The 21,825-nt window shown below is 58.7% G+C and carries 24 protein-coding genes and 1 pseudogene; 17 read left to right on the top strand and 8 right to left on the bottom strand.

Going from position 1 to position 21,825, the window contains the following annotated elements:
• The 3 genes from ACH6CX_RS00005 to ACH6CX_RS00015 all read left to right on the top strand — a co-directional run.
• On the top strand, nucleotides 1-683 hold a 683-nt coding region (locus ACH6CX_RS00005), incomplete at its 5' end, for an IS3 family transposase (protein ID WP_396674198.1).
• Between the two features lie 53 nt (nucleotides 684-736).
• Complete coding sequence (locus tag ACH6CX_RS00010; protein ID WP_396674200.1) at nucleotides 737-1,144, top strand: hypothetical protein; 408 nt, start codon at nucleotides 737-739, stop codon at nucleotides 1,142-1,144.
• 176 nt (nucleotides 1,145-1,320) lie between these two features.
• Complete coding sequence (locus ACH6CX_RS00015) at nucleotides 1,321-2,292, top strand: NAD(P)-dependent alcohol dehydrogenase (RefSeq protein ID WP_396674202.1); 972 nt, start codon at nucleotides 1,321-1,323, stop codon at nucleotides 2,290-2,292.
• A gap of 191 nt (nucleotides 2,293-2,483) precedes the next feature.
• On the opposite strand, the gene ACH6CX_RS00020 is transcribed toward ACH6CX_RS00015, so the two are convergent.
• Nucleotides 2,484-2,606, bottom strand: coding sequence for a hypothetical protein (locus ACH6CX_RS00020; protein ID WP_255701147.1), 123 nt, complete (start codon nucleotides 2,604-2,606; stop codon nucleotides 2,484-2,486).
• A gap of 238 nt (nucleotides 2,607-2,844) precedes the next feature.
• Between ACH6CX_RS00020 and ACH6CX_RS00025 the strand changes: the two genes are divergently transcribed.
• From ACH6CX_RS00025 to ACH6CX_RS00040, 4 genes are all read left to right on the top strand, one after another.
• Nucleotides 2,845-3,735: a hypothetical protein gene (locus tag ACH6CX_RS00025; RefSeq protein ID WP_396674204.1), complete on the top strand. Its 891-nt coding sequence runs from the start codon at nucleotides 2,845-2,847 to the stop codon at nucleotides 3,733-3,735.
• Between the two features lie 172 nt (nucleotides 3,736-3,907).
• Nucleotides 3,908-4,447: a GNAT family N-acetyltransferase gene (locus ACH6CX_RS00030; protein ID WP_237061229.1), complete on the top strand. Its 540-nt coding sequence runs from the start codon at nucleotides 3,908-3,910 to the stop codon at nucleotides 4,445-4,447.
• A 51-nt stretch (nucleotides 4,448-4,498) separates the two neighbouring features.
• Nucleotides 4,499-5,596 (top strand): histone deacetylase, encoded by a 1,098-nt coding sequence (locus ACH6CX_RS00035; RefSeq protein ID WP_232941998.1) that lies wholly within the window; start codon nucleotides 4,499-4,501, stop codon nucleotides 5,594-5,596.
• Between the two features lie 563 nt (nucleotides 5,597-6,159).
• The gene (locus ACH6CX_RS00040) at nucleotides 6,160-6,372 is read left to right on the top strand and encodes a GDCCVxC domain-containing (seleno)protein (RefSeq protein ID WP_305080559.1); all 213 of its coding nucleotides are present in this window, start codon (nucleotides 6,160-6,162) and stop codon (nucleotides 6,370-6,372) included.
• 70 nt (nucleotides 6,373-6,442) lie between these two features.
• Here ACH6CX_RS00040 and ACH6CX_RS00045 read toward each other — a convergent pair whose 3' ends face one another.
• Nucleotides 6,443-6,781 carry a hypothetical protein gene (locus tag ACH6CX_RS00045; RefSeq protein WP_396674207.1) on the bottom strand — a complete coding sequence of 113 codons (339 nt, stop codon included), beginning with the start codon at nucleotides 6,779-6,781 and terminating at the stop codon, nucleotides 6,443-6,445.
• A gap of 303 nt (nucleotides 6,782-7,084) precedes the next feature.
• Here ACH6CX_RS00045 and ACH6CX_RS00050 point away from each other — a divergent pair, with 303 nt between their 5' ends.
• The 9 genes and pseudogenes from ACH6CX_RS00050 to ACH6CX_RS00090 all read left to right on the top strand — a co-directional run bounded on the left by ACH6CX_RS00050 (nucleotide 7,085) and on the right by ACH6CX_RS00090 (nucleotide 12,919).
• Nucleotides 7,085-7,639 (top strand): class I SAM-dependent methyltransferase, encoded by a 555-nt coding sequence (locus tag ACH6CX_RS00050; protein WP_237061231.1) that lies wholly within the window; start codon nucleotides 7,085-7,087, stop codon nucleotides 7,637-7,639.
• A 268-nt stretch (nucleotides 7,640-7,907) separates the two neighbouring features.
• On the top strand, nucleotides 7,908-8,351 hold the full coding sequence (locus ACH6CX_RS00055) for a hypothetical protein (protein ID WP_237061232.1): 444 nt from the start codon (nucleotides 7,908-7,910) through the stop codon (nucleotides 8,349-8,351).
• A gap of 206 nt (nucleotides 8,352-8,557) precedes the next feature.
• Nucleotides 8,558-8,908, top strand: coding sequence for a VOC family protein (locus ACH6CX_RS00060; protein WP_396674210.1), 351 nt, complete (start codon nucleotides 8,558-8,560; stop codon nucleotides 8,906-8,908).
• A gap of 45 nt (nucleotides 8,909-8,953) precedes the next feature.
• Nucleotides 8,954-10,201, top strand: coding sequence for an RNA polymerase sigma factor (locus ACH6CX_RS00065; RefSeq protein WP_237061234.1), 1,248 nt, complete (start codon nucleotides 8,954-8,956; stop codon nucleotides 10,199-10,201).
• Between the two features lie 83 nt (nucleotides 10,202-10,284).
• Complete coding sequence (locus tag ACH6CX_RS00070) at nucleotides 10,285-10,665, top strand: DUF1428 domain-containing protein (protein ID WP_232942010.1); 381 nt, start codon at nucleotides 10,285-10,287, stop codon at nucleotides 10,663-10,665.
• Complete coding sequence (locus tag ACH6CX_RS00075; protein ID WP_237061235.1) at nucleotides 10,655-11,446, top strand: VOC family protein; 792 nt, start codon at nucleotides 10,655-10,657, stop codon at nucleotides 11,444-11,446. Before ACH6CX_RS00070 ends, ACH6CX_RS00075 begins: the two co-directional genes overlap by 11 nt.
• A gap of 23 nt (nucleotides 11,447-11,469) precedes the next feature.
• A pseudogene (locus tag ACH6CX_RS00080) lies at nucleotides 11,470-11,954 on the top strand (VOC family protein).
• 88 nt (nucleotides 11,955-12,042) lie between these two features.
• Nucleotides 12,043-12,423, top strand: coding sequence for a YciI family protein (locus ACH6CX_RS00085; RefSeq protein WP_232942014.1), 381 nt, complete (start codon nucleotides 12,043-12,045; stop codon nucleotides 12,421-12,423).
• A 100-nt stretch (nucleotides 12,424-12,523) separates the two neighbouring features.
• Nucleotides 12,524-12,919 carry a VOC family protein gene (locus ACH6CX_RS00090; protein ID WP_396674213.1) on the top strand — a complete coding sequence of 132 codons (396 nt, stop codon included), beginning with the start codon at nucleotides 12,524-12,526 and terminating at the stop codon, nucleotides 12,917-12,919.
• Nucleotides 12,920-12,983: 64 nt separating this feature from the next.
• On the opposite strand, the gene ACH6CX_RS00095 is transcribed toward ACH6CX_RS00090, so the two are convergent.
• The 5 genes from ACH6CX_RS00095 to ACH6CX_RS00115 all read right to left on the bottom strand — a co-directional run bounded on the left by ACH6CX_RS00095 (nucleotide 12,984) and on the right by ACH6CX_RS00115 (nucleotide 19,542).
• Nucleotides 12,984-16,142, bottom strand: coding sequence for an efflux RND transporter permease subunit (locus tag ACH6CX_RS00095; RefSeq protein ID WP_232942018.1), 3,159 nt, complete (start codon nucleotides 16,140-16,142; stop codon nucleotides 12,984-12,986).
• Between the two features lie 3 nt (nucleotides 16,143-16,145).
• The gene (locus ACH6CX_RS00100) at nucleotides 16,146-17,255 is read right to left on the bottom strand and encodes an efflux RND transporter periplasmic adaptor subunit (RefSeq protein WP_237061244.1); all 1,110 of its coding nucleotides are present in this window, start codon (nucleotides 17,253-17,255) and stop codon (nucleotides 16,146-16,148) included.
• A gap of 129 nt (nucleotides 17,256-17,384) precedes the next feature.
• On the bottom strand, nucleotides 17,385-18,068 hold the full coding sequence (locus ACH6CX_RS00105) for an NAD-dependent epimerase/dehydratase family protein (protein ID WP_396674216.1): 684 nt from the start codon (nucleotides 18,066-18,068) through the stop codon (nucleotides 17,385-17,387).
• 87 nt (nucleotides 18,069-18,155) lie between these two features.
• Nucleotides 18,156-19,037: a DMT family transporter gene (locus tag ACH6CX_RS00110; RefSeq protein WP_396674218.1), complete on the bottom strand. Its 882-nt coding sequence runs from the start codon at nucleotides 19,035-19,037 to the stop codon at nucleotides 18,156-18,158.
• Between the two features lie 109 nt (nucleotides 19,038-19,146).
• Nucleotides 19,147-19,542: a DUF1622 domain-containing protein gene (locus ACH6CX_RS00115; RefSeq protein WP_396674220.1), complete on the bottom strand. Its 396-nt coding sequence runs from the start codon at nucleotides 19,540-19,542 to the stop codon at nucleotides 19,147-19,149.
• 180 nt (nucleotides 19,543-19,722) lie between these two features.
• Here ACH6CX_RS00115 and ACH6CX_RS00120 point away from each other — a divergent pair, with 180 nt between their 5' ends.
• Nucleotides 19,723-20,496, top strand: a complete 774-nt coding sequence (locus ACH6CX_RS00120; protein WP_396674222.1) for a L,D-transpeptidase — start codon at nucleotides 19,723-19,725, stop codon at nucleotides 20,494-20,496.
• Here ACH6CX_RS00120 and ACH6CX_RS00125 read toward each other — a convergent pair.
• Nucleotides 20,489-21,739, bottom strand: coding sequence for an NADH:flavin oxidoreductase/NADH oxidase family protein (locus tag ACH6CX_RS00125; protein WP_232942030.1), 1,251 nt, complete (start codon nucleotides 21,737-21,739; stop codon nucleotides 20,489-20,491). The two genes, ACH6CX_RS00120 and ACH6CX_RS00125, sit on opposite strands and share 8 nt — an antisense overlap.
• Nucleotides 21,740-21,825: the final 86 nt, after the last annotated feature.

Below are 21,825 nucleotides of genomic sequence, written 5' to 3' on the forward strand. Positions count from 1 at the left end.
AGGCTCGCTATGGGGCTCCCAGGATTGCCCGAGAGCTCTTGGATGCAGGGGTCCCTTGCTCAACCAACTATATCGCTGGAATTATGCATAAAGAGCATATCCGTGCGAGGAATGGAAAAGGTTTTCGCTATAGCCGGCCAGTTGAGGGCAAGGTAAACGTTGCTGAGAACATACTGAAGCGGTGTTTTCAGGTTGATCGACCTAACTGCCGCTGGACCAGCGATATCACTTACATCTGGGTCAAGGATCGATGGCTCTACCTTGCGGTGGTCATGGACCTGTATTCACGCCGCATAGTCGGCTGGGCCCTGGATAGCCAGATGACAGAGGAGCTCACGAAAAGGGCCCTGAAAATGGCTTTGGGGCAGAGAAAGCTAAGGCCGGGGCTGATCGTACACTCAGATAGGGGTGTGCAGTATCGAGCTCAGGGATACCAGGACCTTCTCTTGGCGAACCACTGCCGTCCCAGCATGAGCCGTCAGGCCAATTGCTGGGATAATGCCGCAATGGAATCGTTTTTCAGTAGGCTCAAGGTAGAGCTGGTATACGCAGAAAACTTTGAGAGTATCAGCCAGGCGAAATCTGAGGTGTTTGAATACATCGAGGTTTTCTACAATAGGATTCGTAGGCACTCTGCGATCGGGCATATAAGCCCAGCAGAGTATGAGCGCAAATGCGCCTAGTTAGAGTGTCTACTTTTTGTGGGTAAGACCAGCGTTATTGAAAGGAGAGATTGGTGCCAATTTCAGATGTAGTATTCCTCGAAGGAAATGACCCTGAAGAAGTAGTGAACGGTGACGATCCATACTCATTTGGCAGGTGGTTCCGCGCGAAAAATATTGACATGATTCCGCTATCCAAGCTGGGTGAAATACTTGGCGTAGCTACGTACGAAGAATTAATGAGGGGGTTTCAGCCTGCCCACCCCCCGGAGGGAGAAGCCTTTATTTTGTCATTCCCTGAAGCTCTCCAAGACAAGATACGAGAACTCAATGATGAGGAGTTACCTGAAATAGTCGGTAGATGGTCAAAGATTGAGGAATTTGGTAACGCTCCAGAGGAACCGCTGAGACAATATCTAGTAGGTCTACGCAGTTTTCTCAATGAGAATGCAGGGTACGCGAATCTATTTCTTTCAATCTAAGCGCGATCACCTAACCAGTGCATGTTGGCGGACTGGTTTTCCGCTGCGCTCCAAACCAGCCGCAAATGCAGGCGTTAAGTGTAAGACTTAACCACATTTAGTAGAGCCCTGTATAGTTGATAAGCTATTTTTAATAATCATCAAAAAAGGAAGCTCAATCTTATGGGGCAGAAAACGTGAAATCTCTAATAATACGGAAGTACGGATCACCTGACTTTCTTGAAATTCACGATGTCATAAAACCTATCCCAGCTGACGATCAGGTGCTGGTCAAAGTTAATGCTGTCTCGATCAACGACTGGGACTGGGGGTTGCTGAAAGGGGCACCGTTCATCCCAAATCGTTTCATGGCAGGTCTGATTAGGCCGAATATCACCATAGGCTCCGATATCGCTGGTGTAGTTGAAGCTGTGGGCAGTGAAGTCAGTTCATACAAGCCTGGCGACGAAGTGTACGGTGATCTGTCCGGCTGCGGATTCGGGGGATTTGCAGAGTATGTATGTGCCCCGCACAATGCCGTGAAGCCTAAATCCCAAGCTATGAGCTTTGAGCAGGCGGCCGCTATCCCTCAGGCAGGCATGCTTGCTCTGCAGGCAATTGTGGCGGATCGCCAGCCTGAGCCAGGACAGTCAGTTCTGGTAAACGGCGCTGGGGGCGGCGTCGGTAGTCTCGCCATCCAACTCCTGAAGCTCCAGGGCCTTGAGGTGACCGGGGTTGATAGTGCAGAAAAACTGGAGGCAATGCGCTTGTGGGGATTCGATCACGTGATTGACTATCGAACCACGGATTTCACGCAAAATGGAAAGCGTTATGACCTCATTGTCGATGCCAAGAGCGATCGGTCTCCAGCGGACTATGAACGTGCTTTGAACCCTAATGGTGCTTACGCAGCCGTAGGTGGGCCAACACTCAACTTGCTGAAGGTCGCGCTCTCAGGCTTACGCATAAACCGTGCACGAGATAAGAAGCTCCGGGTTATAGCACTCGAGCCCAATCGCGACCTGGCCTACTTTAACGAACTTTTCGAGGCTGGGAAGTTCAGGCCAGTAATTGATACGGAGTTTGACTTCACAGATGTGGATGTGCGCAATGCATTCCATCATTTCGCTGAGGCGGCACACAAAGGAAAGATCGTTGTTCGCTTATAACAATCAATTGCGCGCAGCCACCTAAAACTGGCGCGTGAATAACATCGTCGGACTTCCTCTTGTGCAGCGATGTCTGTGGCGATTCGCTGGCAGCCTATGACCAGCCGGTTTATGGGGTTGACGCGAGTTCTGGAGGAGCTTGTGAGTTTGCTTTGCGGCTTGTGCTCGTGCGTCTTCTTCAGTGGGGTAGGTCAGCTGAGAGTCATTGCAGATTCACTGATTTTAATTGTGGTTGATTTAAGATCTATTTTCTTATTTACTGCAAAAGCATGAGCGTTTTGGCGGAAATTTTTATTTTCTGGATGGTGGCTCATATCAGTATCTGCGGGGACTAGGAGCGCGCAGCCTGGCAAAGCGCTGTGTTCGGTTTTTAGTCCCTCTGTGCGGGTGTTATACGTACCTAAAAAGTCGTTTATCGTAATCAGGGCGAGCTCATCTAAAAATCATAAGGATATCAGGTGCTTTGAGTTCGATATGAATAAGCTGGCCAATTGTTCAATTGCATTTAGGCGAACCTTAAGAGTTCGGTGATTATCATAATAAGGATAAATTATGAAGCATCTCTATATTTTAAGTTCTCTGCTGTTATCCGCTTTATTTATTACCAGTGCCAGTCATGGCCAAGATGAATTTCCAGTGCTCAAAGGCCCATACCTGGGGCAAACGCCACCTGGTTTAACCGCCAGGCCTTTTGCCCCCGGCATTGTGAATACAGAGGAATGGGGGGACGCTGGTGGTTTCTCCCTTGATATGAACGAGTTTTTTGTTACCAGATGGAAACACTCTCGTGACGCAAGAGAACCAGAATCTGTTATTTTTAAAAAGGTGGGCGATCAGTGGCGTAAGATGGCTGTGCCGGCTGGAGCTCGTAAACCCTTTCACGCCCCAGGCGGGAATGTCCTGTACTATGGTGGCAAATATAAGGAGCGCACAGCTGACGGCTGGTCAGAAATGAAAAGCCTTGGCCCTGCTTTTGAAGAAATACGCATTATGGGCCTTTCAGCTTCCCGCAAAGGCACTTTAGTTTTCGACGAGGTTGGTACAGACGGAGACGGTGTTATTCGCTATTCACGGTTACTGGACGGTAAACGCGAAGAGCCGAAGCCGTTCGGTAAAGAGATTAACACCGGAACATGGAATGCCCATCCGTTCATCGCGCCAGACGAATCCTATATTATGTGGGATGGTGAAAGAGAGAGCGGGTATGGCAAATCTGACCTCTATATCAGTTTCCGGCAGAAAGATGGCTCGTGGGGTGAGGCGATTAACCTGGGGGACAAGGTAAACACAGATGCTGAAGAAGGGGGCCCACAGGTCACACCTGACGGAAAATACCTCTTCTTCAATAGAATGGTGACGCCAGCAACCGACGATACGGATTCCCAATCGGACCTGTACTGGATCGATGCGCAGATTATCGACGACCTCATGCCAACGCAGTAAACCTCCTGGTTCACACTTGAATTCTCCCGGGCCGGCGTCCACAGTGGGGCGGCAGCAGCTTTGCTGCTCCCCGCTGGCGCGTGTCAGGTTAACTGAGGCGCAGAAATACTCATTTGATATTGGGTCACTTGGGGCTGGTGATAACGGCAGGTCTAACTACAGGACGTTTCGGATGGTGATTGAGAAGGATATTTCTAGAGTATTCGGCATTCGTCAGGCCGAAGGGAAAGATGTGCCGGTCCTTATCCAGTTTCTCGCCAATCTGGCGCTCCACGTTAATGGTGGGCCTCCGCAGAACCTGAAGCAGGAGGAGCAGGACAGGCTCGCCGAAAGCCTGCGCACTGGCCTTGCCGATCCTGATTGCTTACTGCTCGTTGCGGAAACATCTGGCGCCAAATTGGTGGGCATGGGCTATCTTTCGATCGTGCGCAATCATGGTATCTGGGAGGGGGCCGGGAACCTGGAACTGACCGTGGGGGTTATCGATGATGTCTGGGTGGAACCGGATTTTCGGAATATGGGTGTTTTCAGTGCCCTTATGGGTGAGTTAGTGGCTTTTGCCGACGCCCAGGGGGTCAGGGAGCTGATGCTGGAGTATTCCACCTCTAACCGCGAGGCCGAAGCGGCGTGGGGAGGGCTGGGGTTTAAGCCGACCGGTGTTCGTGCCGCGGCCCCCACTGAGACAGTCCGGCAGGCCTTATCGAGGCGGTAGTGAGGTGAGGGGGTAAGAGAGCAACCAGAAATTCAAGGGCAGGGCGGCAGAATGACAGGAGAGCGCAGCGTAAATGTTTTTTTCGACGAAATCATGCTGGGGCATAACCCTGAGGTGGACCTGCCCTTCATGCCCAGCCGGGTGGAAAAACGTGTAAGGACGGTGCTCGAGCAGCTCGAGTCCAAGTGGAGCTATCCCGAGCATCCTGGGCGGCTAATCGCGGTCAGGGATTACCTCGAGCAGAACCCGGTTCCCGGCGTCACGTTCACGTCTGGCCCCTGTGCCACCCATGAACAGCTGGGACGGGTGCATACCAGCTCTTACCTGGACCATATTTTTTCAATGGCGGGCAAGCGGGCATGGCTGGACAGGGACACCACCGCGGTCTCTCCTGCGAGTGTCACGGCGGCTACTGCCGCGGCCGGCAATGCCATTGCGGCAGTGGAAAGCGTGGTAAATGGGGATGCACAGAGCGCATTCGCCCTGGTGCGCCCTCCCGGGCATCACGCCGAGCCAGTACGTGCCCGGGGCTTCTGTCTCCTGAACAACGTCGCCGTGGCTGCTGCTCACGCCCAGGCCAAGCTGGGCTGTGAACGCATCCTGATTGTTGACTGGGATGCCCACCACGGCAATGGAACCCAGGACATTTTCTGGGCCGATCCGGACGTGCTGTTCTTCGATACCCATTGTGCTGCGCCCTTTTACCCGGGGTCCGGGCACCTCGATGAGGTGGGTGCGGGTCTCGGGGAGGGGTTTACCATCAATGTACCGCTTCCCGAGACTGCCGGTGACCTCGCTTTCGAGAAGGCGTTTCGGGAAATCCTGGTTCCGGCTGCGGAGTATTTCCAGCCAGACCTGGTCCTGGTATCGGCGGGCTTCGACCCTCACCGGAATGATATGGCACTCAACCTCACCTATGACGGGTTCAAGGTAATTACTGGCATCGTGCAGCAGATTGCCGACCAGCACTGCGATGGAAAGCTGGTCCTGGTCCTGGAAGGGGGGTACAACCTGACGTCTCTCGCCCGTGGGGTCCATGCGGTTCTGGAGGTGCTGGCCGGGGGCGAGATACCGCAGTTGACGGAGGCCGGTATCCGCGAGGTTTCCGAGGCCATAGCCTTTCACCAGGCGGCGTTTATTGAGGAGTAGTGTGTCGCCAGCCGGCTTTCGAACACGATACGCAGCAGATTTGGGGCAGGGTTTTGATGCCTATCGAGCCCTTAAGCCAACTTTGCGCCCCAGCGGCGGCAACCACTGATGCTACCCGGTTTTTGACCGGCCAGGGGAGCGGCTCCCGGGCGCGAGTAGTCTCACAACCGGCTCGGTAGCCGGTGAGTTTGGTACCCATAGTGCGGGTACTGGATGCAAGGTTTTCGAATCTTTGCAGGGCGCGGGAAGCGTTAATGCGGAAATTCCTGATCATTTTTGCTTGGACGTCGATCATCGGCAGTCTTGGCGATGGAGTTATTGCTCTCTACTGAGATTGCATATCGAGTTTTTCTGCTGGGTTAAACAGGTGGCCTACTACGTCTTTCCTGAAACATTTGTGGCGTGGTTGTTTAGCCTTCCAGCGTTAATCTATTGCCCGCTTCGTGTTATCTTAAACTGCCTTGTTGGTTGGTGGGCGCTCTCCACGGCGAGAAAAATTTCACCTCTATCTCAGGGGCACGCCGAACGAGTCCCTGCCTGATGACTGGATGCCAGGAGGATCAATGCCAGGCGTAATCAGAGAAAGTATCATTATGTGTCCTGAGTGTGGCCACGAGAAAAAAGAGATTATGCCCACGGACTCATGCCAGTTTTTCTACGAATGTGAGTCTTGCCATAAGGTGTTCAGGCCAAAACCCGGCGACTGCTGTGTTTTCTGCTCATATGGCACAGTAAAGTGTCCGCCAGTTCAGCAGGGCAGCGGTTGTTGCGGATAGGTGTTTTTGGGCAGCCCTAATGGGGCGCGAGCCTGCCAGGTTGACCGCGGGTATCGCTGCATGGCTGGCTCTAATCCCTTAATGCCGGCCCATGCCAACGGCTGCCAGCCGTTGCTTTCCAGCTGGTGGCGCGAGCGATGCTCCGCCAGCACCCTGCCGGCCCCATCTCAAACTTGCTGAGCGCTTCCATGATCCGCACCAGGCAGTTGTCCCGCAGGGCTTCCAGTTCGCGAATGGACTGCTCGCAGGCCTGGGCCTGGGTGCCTTCCACCATGCGATCGATCAGGATGTCGTTCAGTTCCGGAGCCTCAAGCTTGGTCCAGGGCAGTTTCAGTGCCGGGCCAAACTGTTCCAGCATATGGGGCATGCCGGTCTCGTCGCCAGCCACCAGCCACCAGCCACCAGCCACCAGCCACCAGCCACGGCCGGGACTGAGCCGAACGCTCCAACGACGAGGGCGTCGGCATGATGGCGGCTCACAGCTATGCCTGCCGGGGGGCGATGGCCGGCAATAGGCCTGTAATATGCAGGCCAGGGTGTCTCCTGTTGACGAGCCGGTGAACCGGCGATCTGTTGACAGAGCGCGGTAAATAGCAGACCGGAATAGGGTAAGCTATGGGCGCAGTTAATGGGGAGATAGCCAGTTTCGGCGAGAAACCCGGCGCTTCCCAAATGATAAGCCACTCTGGAGGTCACATTTTTGGGTGAAAAGGTGAAATCTGACGATCGCTGGCTCGAAAAATGGTATCCAACTATTCAGGGGAAAGCAGTGCTGGAGCTTGGCTGTGGCAAGGGCCGGGATACCAGCAAGCTTGCCAGGGTTGCCGGCGAGCTTGTTGCTGCTGATATTTCCCCTGCACTAGGCCTTGGTGATCTTGCCCGGGTATTGCAGCTGGATCACTCCAGGAGGCTGCCATTTCCAGGCTGCACTTTTGATGTAGTAATAGCCAGCCTGACCCTTCATTACTTCGACTGGAAAACCACCGGGAAAGTGTTCAGCGAGATAGCAAGGGTGTTGGGGGATGGCGGGAACCTGATCTGTCGTCTCAACTCAAATAGAGATATTCACCATGGTGCTGTCGGGCACCCCGAGCTGGAGCCGGGCTTATACTCCGTCAATGGGCAGCTGAAGAGATTTTTTACAAAGTCAGACATTGAGGCGCTGATGGTAGAACCATGGAGACTGTTAGAACTCCACCACAGGAAGATTGACCGGTATGAAAAGGCCAAGCTCGCTTGGGAGTTCTGTGCGGAAAAATCCTGGTAAGCACTGACATTTGATCCTGTCGGCCAGGCTTCCTGGTCATGCAGGTTGACGGGCTTTGCTGGCTTACAAAAGCCTCCATGCCCCCGGAGGTGCCAGTGCCCTCCTGAATGACCGGGTTTATCTATCCAGGCCGGGACCGGAGAGGAATGCTTTATCATGCGGCTGGACTCTCCGTGCTCCCCAGGGAAATTATCATGGGTGCTGAGATTGCTTTTCCCCGGGTTTAAGTGCTGTCAACGTTGTATTCTGCAAGGGAACAATAACATTCATGAAAAAGGTTTTCTGTGGCTTCCTTATTCTGTGTTTTAACCTGAGTGCCAGTGCTGATGATATTCAAGGGTTTGTCGGGAGGTACCTCAAGGACTTTTCCCTGGAGCAGGACCTGAGCCAGTATTTTGTGGAGCAACCGCAGTTCATCTTCGGTAGTCACCTGCTGGTTCCCGAGTCATCCGACAAGGCTGGCGAGTTTATGCTTGGCATTCGCTCAAAACTCAAGAACTCTGAATATAGGGAGTCGTCGATAATCAGCTCCAGGGCAAAGGCGAATATAGATAACTATTCCCTGGTCACCTTCCATTTGCAGCGGTACAAAGCAGATGGTGAGGTGTTGGATGAGGTATGTAGCACCTACGGCATTTTGCAGGGTGAGACTGGATACAGGATCACGAGCTGGCAACCGAGTGAGGCCCGGGGTGATGGTGGTTGCAATTAATATTTGGCAGTGTTTAATCTGCTGACAGCTGGCGTCAATTGCCGGCGGTATCTGCGGCTTTTCTGCTTTTCGGTGGGGCGGGCAGTTATAAAGTCAAATAAATTTGATGTTCTTGGTGTGGGGAGTAGTGGGAACTCCTGGATTAGCGGGTCAATAGATGACCGGCGCCCGAGTTTCAGCTCGCCACAGCAGCAAGTGTCTTGAATATGAAAGTCATGCGTATCGAGTCCAATACTGGCACGGCGGACCTGGACAAGGCTGCGGCTTTTTGTGGGGGAATTTTGGGGCTGGAAATGCTGATGGACCATGGCTGGTTCCAGACCTACGGCTCCGGTGAATCAATGACGGTCCAGGTGAGCTTAGGGGCCCAGGGTGGCTCAGGTACTGCAGTGCCTGACCTGTTCATGGAAGTCGATGACCTGGAGGCTGCCCTGGCAAGATTTGAAGGGGCGAGGGGACCTCTTGAGTACGGCCCTGTCAGTGAGCCGTGGGGTGTACGAAGATTCTATGTTCGCGACCCTTTCGGCAAGCTCATTAACATCCTCCAGCACGAATGAACGGTTCAGGGTTCCCTGAACCGGACCACCGGGACATTTATTACGATGGCAGATGACATCCTGCAACGCCAGATCAAGGACGTATATGAAGCCGAGGCCAGCCGGGTGCTGGCGACCCTGATCCGGCTTTTAAATGGGGATTTTGACCTGGCGGAGGAGGCCCTGCACGACGCCTTCGTTGCCGCGCTCAGGCAATGGCCGCGGGAGGGTGTGCCTGCGAACCCCCGCGCCTGGCTGGTCAGCACCGGGCGATTCAAGGCGATTGATCGCTTCCGCAGCCGTTCCCGCTTCGATGCCAGTATCCCGAAATTACTTGCCGGGTATGAGGCCGGTGGAGATCCGGCCGAGGCGGAGCTGGAAGGGATCGGCGACGACCAGCTGCGGTTGATCTTTACCTGCTGCCACCCCGGCCTGTCCCGGGAGGCCCGGTTAGCCCTGACATTGCGCGAAGTGTGCGGGCTCACAACGGAAGCGATTGCCGCGGCATTCCTGCTGCCTACCGCCACACTGGCCCAGCGGATAGTGCGTGCCAAGGCCAAGATACGCGATGCCGCTATTCCCTATGAAGTACCGGAGCGGGCCGAGTTGCCCGAGCGGCTGAATTCTGTCCTGCAGGTTATTTACCTGGTGTTCAATGAAGGCTATTCCGCATCGATGGGAGAGCTGGTCACCAGTGGTGAATTATGCAGGGAGGCGATACGCCTGGCCCGCCTGTTGTACCAGTTGCTTCCGGAGGGTGAAGTAGCCGGCCTGCTGGCGCTGATGCTCCTGCACGATGCCCGCCGTGGCGCGCGTACTAATGCCCGGGGTGAGCTTGTGCCCCTGGAAGAGCAGGATCGACGGGATTGGGACAGGGCGCAGATCCGGCAGGGCTGTGACCTGGCTGTCAGCGCGCTGCGCTCCGCCAACGCCGGTCCCTATGCCATGCAGGCGGCGATAGCTGCAGTACACGCCGAGGCGGACCGCCCCGAGGATACCGACTGGCCGCAATTAGTAGGACTGTACGATGTGCTGATGGGGCTGGCGCCCTCGCCGGTGGTTGCACTGAACCGGGCTGTGGCGGTGGCAATGCGCGACGGGCCGGCTGCGGGACTGGCCCTGATTGATGGCCTGTTGGCCACGGGTGAGTTACGTACTTATCACCTGGCTTATGCAGCCAGGGCCGACCTCTTTTCCCGCCTAGGGCAGTTTCCGGCTGCCCGGCAGGCCTATGAGGAGGCCCTGGCGCTGGCACATCAGGGGCCGGAGCGACGATTCCTGGCGCGCAAACTTGCCGATATCCCGGTTTCTTAATTTTTTTCACCCTCCTGTCGAATCGCGTCCTGCCTGGACGACTAATAGATGGAACATCATGAGTCGTACAACAGGAGCAAACCATGAATTATATCGATGCCTTTGTGATCCCGGTTCCCACAGCTAATAAAAAGGCCTTCATCGAACATGCGGAACGCGCCGACCCAGTATTTATGGATCTGGGTGCTACCCGGGTGGTGGAGTGCTGGGCCGATGACGTGCCCGAGGGCAAACACACCGATTTTCAGCGTTCTGTGGCGCTCAAAGCGGATGAAAGCCTGGTCTATGGCTGGGTCGAGTGGCCGGACAAGGCGGTACGCGATGCGGCCATGGCCAAAATGATGGACGACCCGCGTATGAACCCCGAATCCAACCCGATGCCCTTCGACGGTAAGCGCATGATTTTTGGTGGTTTTGTCCCGGTGGTTAACCTGGTCAGCGAGGTGGCTGAAGATGCCGAATAAGACAGGGGATTTTGTCTGGTACGAGTTGATTACCGATGATATTGACGCCTCCCAGGCTTTCTATAGCCAGCTGCTGGGCTGGGAAGTCGCAGAGAAGGGTGGATCGGATCCGGCCTATCGAATCATGCAGGCGCCAGAAGCCGGAACCGGCGCGAGCCATGGAATTGGCGGCCTGTTGCAACTGACCCCGGAAATGTCCAGCGGCGGTGCCAGTCCCTCCTGGCTGGGCTACATTGCCGTGGACGACGTGGAATCCTGCGCTGTGAAAGCAAACGCCGCGGGCGGCCGCACCCTGATGCCTCCCCGGGACATCCCCGAAGCCGGCCGTGTTGCCATGCTGGCAGACCCCCAGGGGGTACCTTTCTATGTAATCCGCCCCAGTGGCGAGGGGGATAGCCTGGCCTTTGCCGCGGATAAGCCGCGACCCGGGCACTGCGCCTGGAACGAGCTGGTCACCCACGATGCCGGTGCCGCAAAAACCTTTTACGGGCAATTGTTTGGCTGGCAGAAAGACGGTGAACTGGATATGGGCGCACTGGGGCCCTATGAGTTCCTTCGCCATGGCGGCCTGATCGGTGCTATCGCCCGGACAAGCGAGGTTGCGCCCCGGCCAATGTGGCAGTTCTATTTCCGCGTTAAAGACATCGACCGTGCAGTGGAGCAAATTGCCGAACTGGGTGGCCAGCTGCAGCAGGGGCCCGATGAAATCCCCGGGGGTGAGTACGCCCTCAACGGCACTGATCCCCAGGGGGCGACATTTTCCCTGGTGGGCTCGCGCTAACGTTATTCCCGAGGGCGGAAACGATGGAACCGGATGAGCAGGGATACAAGGGAAAAGTCGTTACCTGCCTGTGGTTTGATGGTGTGGCAGAACCGGCAGTGGAACTGTATACCTCGCTGATTCCCGGTTCCGCGATTACTTCGGGTTTTTTCCCCGAGCCAGGGACGGCACCGCTGCTGGTGGAGTTTCACCTGGCCGGCGTCCCCCACCTGGGCCAGAATGGCGGCCCTGGTTCCCGCATAGTGAGGCCGCTTCTATCGTTGTTTTGACGGAAGGCCAGGCGGAAGCCGATCGCCTGTGGCACGGCCTGTTGGCCGACGGTGGCAGGGAAAGCCAGTGCGGGTGGCTGAAAGACTGTTACGGTATGTCCTGGCAGATTGTTCCCCGTTGCCTGCCGGAGCTGTTGTCCGCACCGGATCGCGATGCTGCCGGGAGGGCGATGGCGGCCATGCTGGATATGAAAAAACTGGATATTGCAGGCCTGCAAGGCGCATTTGATAAGGCATAGGAAAGCCTGTCGAGAGTAGGGGGGAAGTGGTGCAGGGTGTGTAACTGTGTACTGGAGTCCCCGGAGACAAAAAAACTGTGGAGAGACCATGAAATATCTTTGCCTGGTGTATTACAACGAAGCGATCATGCAGCAGATGTCCCAGCAGGAATGGGATGGCCTGAACCGGGAGTGTATCGCCTGTGTGGAGGACATGCAGGAAGGAGGACATTTCCTCGATGGTGCGCCACTGCAAACCACCGACACGGCAACTACGGTGCGCGTTCGTGATGGCAAGACGTTGACCACCGACGGGCCTTTCGCTGAAACCAAGGAGCAGTTGGCGGGTTTCTATATGTTGGAAGCCAGGGATCTCAATGAGGCCCTGCGCCTGGCCCAGAAGATTCCGCCAGCGCGCTACGGCAGTGTCGAGGTGCGTCCGGTGCGGGAGTTGATGGTGGAAGGCAATATATTAAGTGAGAACGCCTGAGTACCCGCTACCCCGGTATGGCCGAGCGACTGGACATTATCCTATTGGAGTGGAGGTGCCGCTCCTTCAATCAAAAGCTGGATAACCAGGAGTGGAAACAATGATTTTTATCAATCTTCCCGTCAAGGACCTGCAAGCCTCCATGACCTTCTATAAGTCCCTGGGCTTTGGCAATAATCCGCAGTTCACCGACGATACCGCCGCCTGCATGGTCTGGAGCGATACCATCAACGTGATGCTGCTCACTCACGACAAGTGGCGCACTTTTACCGACCGGCCCATTCCACCGTCCACCTCCAGCGAAGTCATGCTGGCCATTGCCTGCGGAAGTCGGTCACAGGTAGATGAGATGAATGACGCCGCAGCCGCGAATGGGGGCACCGCGGATATCAGGCCGACCCAGGACATGGGTTTTATGTACAACCGCAGTCTCGCCGATCTGGACGGCCACATATGGGAACCCCTGTGGATGGATGCGGCGGCAACGCCTGCATAGCAGTAGCCAGGCATCGGCGGGCAGGGCAGGAGGGTTTCCCCGGGGTGTCCTTTTCCCTGTCTGGTCAGCTTCCCGCGTTACCGGCTTGCGGCACAGGGTCCCGGCGCCAGTTCAGCACGATGACGGTCAGCGCCGGCAACATGGTCAGTGTCACCAGCGTGGCCCCGATGATTCCACCCATCACGATCACACCCACGCCCCGGTACAGCTCGGTGCCTGCGCCGGGCAGGAACACCAGTGGTGCGAGTCCACAGATGGTGGTGATGCTGGAGATGGCGATGGGGCGCAGGCGCGAGCTGACGGCTTCCTCCACCGCTGCCACGGCGGCCATGCCTTCTTCCCGTACATTGTCGATGGCGCGGTGCACAATCAGGATGGGGTTGTTGACCACCGTGCCCATGAGAATCAGGAAGCCCAGCATGGAGATCATGTCGAAGGGTTGGTGGAAGCCCTCGAATCCCATCCCGCGCAGGGTGGCGCCCGCCAGGTTGAGCAGTGCGAGGCCGGCGATACCGCCGGCAATGCCCAGCGGGATGGTGGTCATGATCAGCAGCGGGTAACCCCAATGGGAGAAAATGGCCACCATCAGCAGGTAGACGATCAGCAGGGCAACGATGTAATTGCCCCCCAGGGCCGCGCGGGTGGCATCCAGCTGGTCGGCGGCGCCGGAAATGTTCAGGCTCACGCCCGCCGGCACCTGGCCGGTATCCTTCAGGTGTTGCACCAGTTGGGTTTTCACCTGCTCCACGCCTGTTTCCAGTGCCACGGAGCGTGGTGGGATGATATTCAGGGTAACCGTGCGGCGCCCGTCCACGCGGCGCACGGTGGCGGTATCCACGGTCTCCTGAACCCGGGCCAGCTCCGATAATGGCAGTACCTGGCCCACCGGGGTGTACACGAACAGCTGCTCCAGCGTATCGACGGTCGCCTCAGGGCCCTCGCGGTTGTACAGGTACATATCGATCTTGTCGTCATCGAGGAAAAACTCGTTGACGAAGGCCCCGTCGGTAAGCGCCGCCACGGTGAAGCCGATATCCCCGGCGCTCATACCCACTTCGGCAGCCCGGTCCCAGCGCGGGTGGACCTGCAGCAACGGCTGGGACAGCGACAGGCTGGACGGGCGCGTCTGGATACTGGGGTTGTCGAAGATCTCCTCGGCACGGTCGTAGGCGGCACGGGCCACCTGGTAGAGGTCGGCCAGGTTGGGCCCGGAGATATCCAGGTTCACGCTGCGGGTGCCGCCGTCGTTGCTGCTGATAATGGAGCCCCGCGCGGCAAAGGCACGCATGCCGGGGTAGCTCTCGTACTTATTAACGATGGCCTGCATCAGCTCATCGATCTGCCGCGGGTCGATGGTCTCGGAAATAATTCGCAGGCTCTGGGGGGAGACACGCAGGTTGAGGTATTTCATTGCCGGCACCTCAGCCTCACCGCGTTCAAAGGCTTTCGGGTCCCCGCCCACGAAAGGCAGGAAGTATGCCTCGATCTCGCTGGCGATGGCCTCCATGGTGTCCAGGTTATAACCCGGCGGGGCGTTCATGGTGGCGAAAGTCTTGGCTTCCTCCCCCTCGGGCAGGTATTCCGCCGGTGGGGTCAGGAACAGGATAATTGCCAGGCTGGCCGCCACGGTGATGCCGATACAGTAGAGCCGCCGGGCCGGGGTGGCGATCAGCCCGCTGATCCGGTCCAGTACGCCGGTACGCAGCCGGCTGTGGGCGATGTCCTCACCGGTGGAACCGTCGAACTTCAATCGTGCGCTGGCGGTGGGAATCACCGTGATAGCCACCAGCATGGATACCAGGATGGAGGCGGAAACGGCGATGGCAATATCTGAATAGAGTTGGCCCGCCTCCTCGACGATAAACACCACGGGCAGGAACACCATTACCGTAGTCAGGGTGGAAGCCAGCACCGCCGGCCAGACTTTCTGCACCCCGGCGATAGCCGCCTGCAGGCGGTCCAGGCCCCGGCGGCGCTCCAGCTCGATGCTCTCCAACACCACGATGCTGTTGTCCAGCGTCATGCCGATCGAGAAAGCCACGCCGGCAAGGGAAATCACGTTAATGGTACGCCCGGCCACCAGCAGGCCGATAAAGGCGGCGATAGTACAGATGGGAATACCCGAGACCCCCAGTGCGGTCGCCCGGATCGAGCGCAGGAACAGGTACATGATGGCGGTGGCGAGGAGGGCGCCGATTAACAGGTTCTTCCACACATTGAACACCGATGCCTGCACATAGACCACATCATCCGCGGTGCGCTCGAGGATCATGCCGGCGGGCTTGAGGATCTCGCTGTTGATGTCCTCAACCTCCTTCATCATGGCACGCTTGATCGCAATCACGTTGGAGCCGCTCTCGCGTCGCACGGCCAGGGTGATCACCGGGCGGCCGTCCACATAGGAGTTGCTGCGGATCTTGAAGTGGTCGAGGCGCACCTCTGCCACATCCCCAAGGCGCACTATGCCGTCGCCATCCCGCCGCAGGATCAGGTTTCGCAGTTCATCCAGGCTGTCAAAGCGGCCCAGCGTGCGCAGCAGGTAGCGGCGCTTGCCGCTTTCCACCTCGCCGCCGGAGATATCCCGGTTGCGCTGGCCAATGGCCTGGCGCACGTCATCGAGGGTCAGGTTGCGCTGGGTCAGGCGCTCGGGGAACAGGCGGATCTGGACCTGCCGCTCTGCGCCACCCCAGACGTCGACCTGTGCCACGCCGGGCACGCCTGACATGCGCGGGCGCACATTGTCCTCGATGTAATCCCGCATCATGTCCATATCCAGCTTGCGGGGGTTTCCCGGCAGCGGCGAGACGCGGAAGTACATGAAAGAGTTGGAGGAGAACGAGGTGGCGTATACCTGTGGCTCGTCCACGTTCTCGGGGTAGGACGGTACCTGGGTGAGGGCGTTGTTGACCCGGATCAGGGTCTCGGTGATATCCACCCCGAAGGGAAACTCCAGCTCGATTTCCGCCGAGCCCAGGTCGGCGGTGGACTGCAGCTCCTGCAGGTAGGGGATATTGCGCAGGTACTCTTCCTGCTCGATCAGGATTTCCTTTTCAATATCCTGCGGGGTGGTGCCGGCCCAGCGGGTCTGGATGGTGACCGTGCGCACCTCCAGGTCGGGAATCATCTGCACGGGCACGCGCAGTGCCGCGACCACACCAAGGATGGTGACGATCAGCACGCTGACCGTAACCAGGATGCCGTTGCGGATAATCCCCTCGAACATGGCCTAGTCGTCCCCGGTCGCCTGCCGGACCATTACCTCCTGGCCCTCCTGCAGGCTCTCGTTGCCACGGGTTATCACCACCTGGCCGGCTTGCAGGCCGGTGCGAACCTCGATCAGGCCATCGAAACCCAGTCCGGTCTTGACCTGCTGCTCGGCTACCTTTGCCGGCTTGTTCCAGCCGCTGAAGTTCTTCGCGACCCAGACGGTAATGCGACCGTCGGGGTAGCGCGTCAGGGCGTCCCGCGGAATCGCCACTCCCTTGCGCTCGGTGCCCAGTTGTAGTTCGGCAGAGACCGACATCCCCGGGATCAGTGCCGGCTTGTTCTTGTCGACGATTTCGGTGCGCAACACGAAAGTGCGCGCGCCGGTGCGGCTGAGGGGAACCTTGTTCAGTACCCTGGCGCGGTAAGTACGGTCATCGCCCGTGTCGAAGTTGAGGCGCAGGGGTGTTTCCTCGCGGATGCGGGCATAGAGGCGTTGCGGAATTTCCAGGTCGGCGTAGAGGTGATCGGTGGATACCACTTCGAACAGCTCGGCACCAGGCTCCACCCATTCCCCCTTTTCCGCCAGCTTGCGGGAGACGATACCGGTAAACGGGGCATTGACCTGGTGCCGGCGCAGCAGGGCGCCCTGGCGTTGTGCCTCGATCTCTGCCGCGCGCAGTTCAGCCCGGGCCACCTGTACCTGGGACGTCAGGCTGTCCACCTCACTTTCGGCAATGTAGTTGTCTCCCACCAGCCGCCGGGCCTCATCCAGCCGGCGGCTCGCATCGGACAGGAGTTCACGCCGGCGTTCCACATCGGCGAGGGCGGCGTCGCGGGCAATGATGTTCAGTTCCGGGTCGAGCTCCAGCAGGGGCTCGCCGGACTGGATACGGTCGCCCACGTCGGAATGCACTTCACTGACCAGGCCGGCCACCTCGGTTGAGAGGAGTGCCAGCCGTGGCGGCGTCAGGGTACCGTTCACTGGGACTGATTCGACAATCGGGCGGGAGCGGGCGGTCACGGCCTCCACGGTAATCCGCGCGGTTTCCTGGGCCTGTGCCACCAGGGTCGCGGCAATACCTGCCAGTACCGGCAGCAACTGGAACCTCTTTGCGCAATGGTGGCGCATAAACAGACTTACTCACCCTTTGTCGCTGTTATCGGGGCGGCCCCGGGCATCAAAAGTGTGGCGCGGGTAAGCCGTCCGCGTGGCGGACAGACCCTATAGGATAGTCTACTGGTAATGGCGCCGGCTGGATCAGCGGGCCCGGTCGCGGGCAGCGGCGGGGGCTGCAGCAGGAGATGGAAATACCTCGTCCAGGGTGAAAGTTTCAACGCCATTCCCGCTCGACAGGGCCACTTCCTGCATTCGCGCGGCCACCTGCGTGCCGCGGATCGGACGATAGCGTTGCAGCCCGGGCAGGCGACACAGGGTCGGCAGGATCATTGCCGCCAGTCGCTCGCCCACGCGCAGGTGATCGCGCTCGCCGATAAGCAGTGATGGCTGGAAGATGCTGATGCGCGGAAAGCCTAGCTGCCGCACGCGCAGTTCCAGTTCGCCTTTCATCTGCAGGTAGCCGCTGCGGCTCTCCGCGTTGGCGCCGCTGGACGATACCAGCAGGTAGTGGTGAACGCCGTTCGCCGCTGCCAGCTCTGCAGCCTGTAACTGGTAGTCCAGGTCCACGCGGCGCTGCGCCTTGAGGGAGCCGGCCTGCCTGCGGGTGGTGCTCAGGCAGGAGAACAGCATATCTCCCTGGAATAATTCCGGGTGGGCCGCCAGTTGCTCAAAGTCCACCACGCGGTTGTCGACCTTGCCGGCCGGATGCGGTGCGGGGCGCCGGGTAATGGTAATGACGGTGCCGATGGATTCACTACGGGCAAGGCAGTCGACCAGCGCACTGCCAACCAGTCCGGTAGCGCCGATTACGATGGCTGTTTTCATTGGGGCTCGCGAATAGTTCATTGGTTTTCCCTGCAATCTACCACGCGCTTCCCGGCGATCGTCAATGAGCCCCCGGGTTGTTGTGACTCACTCTGTTGCCGAAGCATCGTTCCTGTTGTTGCGAGCCACAATCACCAGCGCAATGCCCCCGAGTATTGCAACTGAGGACAGCACCATACGCAGGTCCACCGACTCGTGGAGAAACAACACACCGCCGATCGCGGTGATCACGGGCACGCTCAATTGTACCGTGGCGGCAGTGGTGGATTTGAGGGCGGGCAGGGCGGCATACCAGATGACGTAGCCGATACCCGAGGCCACGGCACCGGAGAGTATTGCGTAGATCACCCCCGCAAGGTCGAACGAAACCTGTTGTCGCAGGAGCAGGCTGAGGGCCAGGGTTACCGGGGCGGCGAGGATAAAGTTGCCGGCGGTGACACGGGTCGGGTCCTCCTGGCCAATACCGCGCAGCGAATAGACTCCCCAGGCTACACCGGCGCCGAGCATCAGCGAGGACGCGAGTGGCGGCGGGGCGGTGGCGCCAGGCAGGAGCAGGACAACAAGCCCGGCGATGGCGATAAAAGTACCGACAAGCTGCAGCGGCCCCAGTCGCTCCCCGGCCCACAGCCCGTGGCCGATCATGGTGACCTGTACAGCACCGAACAGCAGCAGCGCGCCGGTGGCTGCATTCATATTCACGTAGGCAAAGGAGAAACCGGCCGCATAAGCGAAGAGTGCAACGGCCGAAATCCAGTTGCCGTGCTGCCAGTGCTTCCTGTCACCGTTTTCGATAACCGGTTTGTGTAGTGATACCAACCACAGGATCACCGCCCCGGAGAGCAGGCGCAGGGAGGTAAAGCTGGCCGGGTCGATACTGGTTTCCTTGAGGGCAAGGCGGCACAGGATCGAGTTGCCGGCGAAGGCGATCATTGCCAGGGTGGTCAGCAGCAGGATGCGCAGTGAGGGCATAAATACTGTTCCGGCGGCCGGGCGGTCCTGGCCTGGTGCCATCAGGTGTGGGTGGGACCGCGATTGTTGGTTCCGCCGGGGGCGTTTCCGGCGCTGGCGCGCAATTGTATCAGTTGTCGCGACCACCGGTGGAGGTGGGTGCAGGCGCATCGTGGGTGCCCGCCGGGTGGGTCCATGGCATCTTGCCCTCGATCTCCATCTCCAGGGTAAAGCTCAGGAAAGCCCGCATCAGGATAATCAGGGCCAGGATACCGACGTTTTCCAGGGATTCGGAAACAATCACCGTGCGGATGATGTCACCGGCGATCAGGAACTCCAGCCCAAGGATGATCGCCCGCCCCAGCTGTTGGCGGAAATTACGGAAGGACTCTGCCCCGGGCAGGTGGCGGTATGTGGTGAGGAACTTGCCGGTGGAGAAGCAGCAGCCCACCAGGATTACCAGCACACCGAAAATCTCGATGGCCAGCCCGGTGATTTCAATTGCCTGCAGAAATTGCGTTCGCATCCTGTCGCCCGATTACTTCCCTGTGCTGGATAACCTCGCACGGTCCGTTTCAATGTAGGTAGTAGCGCAGGTATTCTCAAATTTGCCCCGAATCGGCTTGCCCCGGGCAGGGGGTACTTTTTCGATCCCCGCCCCGGAGTTAAGCTCTGGCGTGAAAAGCAATGTAAGGAGCCGATTGCAATGCGACTTTTCCAGTTGGTGGTGGCGACCGTGGGCCTGCTGGCCTCATGCCAGGGATTGGCCCAGATTCCCGAGACCTCGTCCCAGTTGCTGCTCACCATTACCGAAGACTGGGATGCGGATACGGGCGTGATGTACCAGTTCGAGCGGGCAAAAGGCGGCTGGGAAGGTGTGGCGGAGCCCGTGCCGGTCAATATCGGTCGCACCGGCCTGGCCTGGGGAATCGGCCTGCACCCACAGCAACAGGGCCCGCAGAAGCGGGAAGGGGATGGCAAGGCGCCGGCGGGTATCTTCCGGCTGGGCGACGCTTTCGGCTACGCGCCTACGGTGGAAACCGGCCTGGCATACTGGCCCATGAAAGAGACACATTTCTGCGTGGATGTCCCGGAATCCCCCCTCTACAACCGCACGGTGGATGCGGAAGAGGTGGGGCGCGCCGCTGTTGAAGGCTCCAGCGAGGGGATGCGCCGGGATATCCACTACGGCGACCAGCAGTACAAGAAAGGGATATTTGTCGCCCACAACCCTGAGAACCAGCCTGGCGCCGGCAGTTGTATCTTTATCCACCTCTGGAAGGCGCCGGGGGCGCCAACAGCAGGTTGCACCGCCTTTGCCGAACCGCAGATGGACCGCGTGCTGGCACGCCTGCAGCGAGGTGCAAGGCCGCTGTATGTGGCGTTGCCCCGTGCCGAATACCTGCGCCTGCGGGACTCCTGGTCACTGCCAGCCCTGCCGGTTGGCGATGGGGACAGTGAGGGTAACAGCCTCAGGTAGCCTGTGGCCCCGGGTTCTTGCGCAGCCAGCGCCGGTAGCGCCAGGCGTGCAGCTGGGTGCTGAGGAAATCCCGTACCAGGTTCAGCAAAATATTGAGTTTCGGGTCAGGGCGCTGGTTGCTGGCGATGCGGCGGATATGGGTGCGCGCCGAGGCCATCACGCCCAGGCTGCTCATGGCCTGGGTGCGCAGGCGCCTTGTGGGATAGTGGATCTCATCCAGGTCGCCTTCCAGCATGCGCCGGGGCAACTCCGGCTCCAGGCAGAATGGCTTGGCCATACCGATCACATCCACCGCGCCGAACTTCAGGGCCGCATCCATGCCCCGCCGGGAGCGGAAGCCACCGGTTACCATCAGGGGCATGGGAGCGATAGCCCGGGCCTTTTCGGCAAAGTCGAGGAAGAATGCCTCCCGCTGGGCGGTGCGCTTGCCGGGGGTGGCGTCCTTGCCGCCCATCATCGCCGGGGACTCGTAGTTGCCGCCGGAGATTTCCAGCAGGTCGACCCGGAATTCCGCCAGGCGCTCGATTACGCGCAAGGCATCCTCTTCCGTAAAGCCGCCGCGCTGGAAGTCGGCAGAATTGAGTTTTACTGACAGCGCCTTGCCGCGCGGCAATACGGCGCGTACCGCGGCCAATACTTCAAACAGGAAACGGGCACGGTTTTCCGCTGAACCGCCCCAGCGGTCCTCGCGGCGATTGGTCAGGGGAGAGAGGAACTGGCTGATCAGGTAGCCGTGTGCGGCATGCACCTGTACGCCGTCGAAACCGGCCTCCACCGCCAGGGCGGTGGTGCGGGCAAAGCGCCGGATCTGCTCGCGAATCTCGTCATCGGTCAGTGGGCGGGGGGTATTGAACAGGCCGCGGCCGCCGGGTACCTCAAGGCCCACGGCGGAAGGTGCTACCGGGCGTTCACTCAGGTATTTGGGTATCTGTCGGCCGGGGTGGTTGATCTGCATCAGGAACAGGTTGCCGCCCTGGCGCCCGGCACTGGCCCAGGCGCGGAATTGCTGCAGGCGGGACTCATCCTCGAGGAACACGGCGCCCGGGTCGGTCATGGCACGTCGGTCCACCATTACGTTGCCGGTGATCAGCAGCCCGGGGTTCCCGGCGCTCCAGCGATGGTACAGGTTGATATGTGCGCTGGTGGGGGCGCCGAGGTGGCCCAGCTCTTCCTCCATGGCGGACTTGGCAAACCGGTTGGGCAATAACAGGCCGTTGGGCAGTGTAATGGGGGTGGCCAGCATCGGTACCTCCTGATGATAAATACCAGTGGGTCGGAATCTTAAGAGGGCGTTGGGTTGGCGTCAATAAATACCAACCGGTCGGTATT

Source organism: Microbulbifer sp. JSM ZJ756, from assembly GCF_044383805.1.
In the GTDB taxonomy this organism is placed as follows: Bacteria; Pseudomonadota; Gammaproteobacteria; order Pseudomonadales; family Cellvibrionaceae; genus Microbulbifer; species Microbulbifer zhoushanensis.

Excerpts from the sequence above, each read along its gene's own strand:
- ACH6CX_RS00020 (WP_255701147.1), bottom strand. The coding sequence starts at position 2,606 with ATGAGCCACCATCCAGAAAATAAAAATTTCCGCCAAAACGCTCATGCT.
- ACH6CX_RS00025 (WP_396674204.1), top strand. The coding sequence starts at position 2,845 with ATGAAGCATCTCTATATTTTAAGTTCTCTGCTGTTATCCGCTTTATTT.
- ACH6CX_RS00030 (WP_237061229.1), top strand. The coding sequence starts at position 3,908 with ATGGTGATTGAGAAGGATATTTCTAGAGTATTCGGCATTCGTCAGGCC.
- ACH6CX_RS00035 (WP_232941998.1), top strand. The coding sequence starts at position 4,499 with ATGACAGGAGAGCGCAGCGTAAATGTTTTTTTCGACGAAATCATGCTG.
- ACH6CX_RS00040 (WP_305080559.1), top strand. The coding sequence starts at position 6,160 with ATGCCAGGCGTAATCAGAGAAAGTATCATTATGTGTCCTGAGTGTGGC.
- ACH6CX_RS00055 (WP_237061232.1), top strand. The coding sequence starts at position 7,908 with ATGAAAAAGGTTTTCTGTGGCTTCCTTATTCTGTGTTTTAACCTGAGT.
- ACH6CX_RS00060 (WP_396674210.1), top strand. The coding sequence starts at position 8,558 with ATGAAAGTCATGCGTATCGAGTCCAATACTGGCACGGCGGACCTGGAC.
- ACH6CX_RS00065 (WP_237061234.1), top strand. The coding sequence starts at position 8,954 with ATGGCAGATGACATCCTGCAACGCCAGATCAAGGACGTATATGAAGCC.
- ACH6CX_RS00070 (WP_232942010.1), top strand. The coding sequence starts at position 10,285 with ATGAATTATATCGATGCCTTTGTGATCCCGGTTCCCACAGCTAATAAA.
- ACH6CX_RS00075 (WP_237061235.1), top strand. The coding sequence starts at position 10,655 with ATGCCGAATAAGACAGGGGATTTTGTCTGGTACGAGTTGATTACCGAT.
- ACH6CX_RS00085 (WP_232942014.1), top strand. The coding sequence starts at position 12,043 with ATGAAATATCTTTGCCTGGTGTATTACAACGAAGCGATCATGCAGCAG.
- ACH6CX_RS00090 (WP_396674213.1), top strand. The coding sequence starts at position 12,524 with ATGATTTTTATCAATCTTCCCGTCAAGGACCTGCAAGCCTCCATGACC.
- ACH6CX_RS00095 (WP_232942018.1), bottom strand. The coding sequence starts at position 16,142 with ATGTTCGAGGGGATTATCCGCAACGGCATCCTGGTTACGGTCAGCGTG.
- ACH6CX_RS00100 (WP_237061244.1), bottom strand. The coding sequence starts at position 17,255 with ATGCGCCACCATTGCGCAAAGAGGTTCCAGTTGCTGCCGGTACTGGCA.
- ACH6CX_RS00105 (WP_396674216.1), bottom strand. The coding sequence starts at position 18,068 with ATGAAAACAGCCATCGTAATCGGCGCTACCGGACTGGTTGGCAGTGCG.
- ACH6CX_RS00110 (WP_396674218.1), bottom strand. The coding sequence starts at position 19,037 with ATGCCCTCACTGCGCATCCTGCTGCTGACCACCCTGGCAATGATCGCC.
- ACH6CX_RS00115 (WP_396674220.1), bottom strand. The coding sequence starts at position 19,542 with ATGCGAACGCAATTTCTGCAGGCAATTGAAATCACCGGGCTGGCCATC.
- ACH6CX_RS00120 (WP_396674222.1), top strand. The coding sequence starts at position 19,723 with ATGCGACTTTTCCAGTTGGTGGTGGCGACCGTGGGCCTGCTGGCCTCA.
- ACH6CX_RS00125 (WP_232942030.1), bottom strand. The coding sequence starts at position 21,739 with ATGCTGGCCACCCCCATTACACTGCCCAACGGCCTGTTATTGCCCAAC.